This window comes from Shigella sp. SIG3, assembly GCF_053555855.1.
The window spans coordinates 1-2042 of record NZ_JBQZXE010000220.1; the positions used below are offsets into that span (position 1 = coordinate 1).

The window sequence follows — 2042 nt, forward strand, 5'->3', positions numbered from 1 at the left end:
ACAGCATTCTGGTGACCTTAAATTTAACGCCCAACCAGAACCATTATTTGTCACATTCCTTTTTATTATTGTGTCTTCTTTACCTCCACTCTCACCATGAAAATAATATTTTTAAATACATCAAGCAATACACATTTTAATTAATCGAATATAATTAATTTCTATTTCTGTGCTCATTTTCAATGATTAATGGAGTTTGTTATGTGATTATTTAACGTGTTGTTTTAACAATAATGGTTAATTATTCAGGTGGTTTTTGATGGTATTTTTTCTCCTCGGTGGAAATTTTTGTTTTTAATGTGATCACGGTTGAATAATCGCTTTTTCTCTCTTGTATGGTAGTAGGCGTAAAATTAGGTTTGAAACGTCTATTTACAACACAGGAGATTGCAATAATGAAAATTATTGCTGCAGATGTTTTTGTTACTTGCCCAGGGCGTAATTTCGTTACGCTTAAAATAACCACTGAAAGCGGACTTTGTGGATTAGGAGATGCCACGTTAAATGGTCGCGAATTGTCGGTCGCTTCTTATCTGAAAGATCATCTTTGTCCACAACTAATTGGCCGCGATGCCAGCCGTATCGAAGATATCTGGCAATTCTTTTATAAAGGTGCTTACTGGCGACGTGGCCCCGTCACGATGTCAGCCATTTCTGCCATTGATATGGCGTTGTGGGATATCAAAGCTAAAGCGGCAAATATGCCATTGTATCAACTGCTTGGTGGTGCTTCTCGTGAAGGCGTGATGGTTTATTGCCACACCACCGGGCGTACGATTGATGAAGTCCTTGAAGACTATGCAAAGCACCAGCAGATGGGCTTTAAGGCGATTCGTGTGCAGTGCGGTGTACCGGGTATGCAAACCACTTATGGCCTGGCGAAGGGCAAAGGACTGGCGTATGAACCGGCAACCAAAGGCCTGTGGCCAGAAGAGCAGTTGTGGTCTTCAGAAAAGTATCTCGATTTTACGCCGAAGTTATTCGAAGCGGTGCGTAATAAGTTCGGTTTTAACGAACATCTGTTGCATGACATGCACCATCGCCTGACCCCCATCGAAGCGGCGCGCTTTGGGAAGAGCATTGAGGATTACCGCCTGTTCTGGATGGAAGATCCGACGCCTGCCGAGAACCAGGAATGTTTTCGTCTGATTCGCCAGCATACCGTGACGCCGATTGCGGTCGGTGAAGTGTTTAACAGTATCTGGGACTGCAAGCAGTTAATCGAAGAGCAGCTGATTGGCTATATTCGCACGACGATCACCCATGCAGGCGGCATTACCGGGATGCGGCGGATTGCCGATTTTGCATCGCTTTATCAGGTACGTACCGGTTCGCATGGCCCTTCAGATTTATCGCCTGTTTGTCATGCGGCGGCGCTGCATTTTGACCTATGGGTACCAAATTTTGGCGTTCAGGAGTACATGGGCTATTCCGAACAAATGCTTGAAGTTTTCCCGCACAGCTGGCGCTTCGAGGAAGGTTATATGCACCCAGGCGATGAACCGGGGCTGGGTATTTCTTTCGATGAGAAACTGGCGGCGAAATATCCGTATGACCCGGAGTATCTCCCCGTCGCACGACTGGAAGATGGCACATTGTTGAACTGGTAATAACGGTTCGCTTAATTATTTTCTGAATAGTCATCAAATCGATTAATTCCGCTCAAGGAGCTAAAAATGGACGTTGATGTGTCAACCAGTGTTGCGGGTAATAAACCGCAACGGATTCGTCGTATTCAGACAGTGACCCTGGTTTTATTATTTATGGCGGGGATCGTTAATTTTCTCGACCGTTCGTCATTGAGCGTGGCAGGCGAAGCGATTCGTGGCGAGTTAGGATTATCGGCGACAGAGTTTGGTGTTTTGCTTTCTGCATTTTCTCTGTCTTATGGTTTTTCACAACTACCTTCCGGTATTTTGCTAGACCGCTTTGGCCCACGAATAGTTTTAGGCGCAGGCTTAATATTCTGGTCATTAATGCAGGCATTAACAGGAATGGTTAATTCTTTTAGCCACTTTATTTTAATGCGTATCGGTCTGGGG

At 44.7% G+C, this 2042-nt stretch carries 2 protein-coding genes; both read left to right on the forward strand.

All coding sequences use genetic code 11. The features are described 5' to 3' along the window. The first annotated feature begins 395 nt into the window (after nt 1-395). The gene (manD, locus tag ACUU1I_RS20305) at nt 396-1610 is read left to right on the forward strand and encodes a D-mannonate dehydratase ManD (RefSeq protein WP_000690937.1); all 1215 of its coding nucleotides are present in this window, start codon (nt 396-398) and stop codon (nt 1608-1610) included. 66 nt (nt 1611-1676) lie between these two features. Further along, nucleotides 1677-2042: MFS transporter (locus tag ACUU1I_RS20310; RefSeq protein WP_283672098.1), on the forward strand; the 366-nt coding region annotated here is incomplete at its 3' end.

Excerpts from the sequence above, each read along its gene's own strand:
- manD (WP_000690937.1), top strand. The coding sequence starts at position 396 with ATGAAAATTATTGCTGCAGATGTTTTTGTTACTTGCCCAGGGCGTAAT.